Origin of the sequence: Mitsuokella apri (assembly GCF_047974105.1) — a bacterium.
Taxonomy (GTDB): Bacteria; Bacillota; Negativicutes; order Selenomonadales; family Selenomonadaceae; genus Mitsuokella.
Genome location: NZ_JBHYRS010000038.1, coordinates 1 through 224, shown reverse-complemented (window position 1 = coordinate 224; position 224 = coordinate 1). Strand labels below are relative to the sequence as shown.

Annotated in this window: 1 protein-coding gene; it reads left to right on the top strand. The window is 52.7% G+C overall.

Going from position 1 to position 224, the window contains the following annotated elements; all coding sequences use genetic code 11:
* A partial coding sequence (tnpB, locus tag ACE419_RS11670; protein WP_435722090.1) for an IS66 family insertion sequence element accessory protein TnpB occupies positions 1 to 224 on the top strand: 224 nt, incomplete at both ends.

Genomic DNA, 224 nt, shown 5'->3' with positions numbered 1-224 from the left:
GACCATTTCAAGAAGAATCCATTTCAGCCAACGCTTTTTCTATTCTGCGGACGCCGTAAGGACCGCATCAAGGGGCTGCTCTGGGACGAAACCGGCTTTCTGCTGCTGTATAAGCGACTGGAAAACGGCAAATATCAGTGGCCGAATAAGCCGGAAGATCTTCTCGAGATCACGGACCAGCAGCTGCGCTGGCTTACGGAAGGTCTTACCATCGCGCCCAAGAA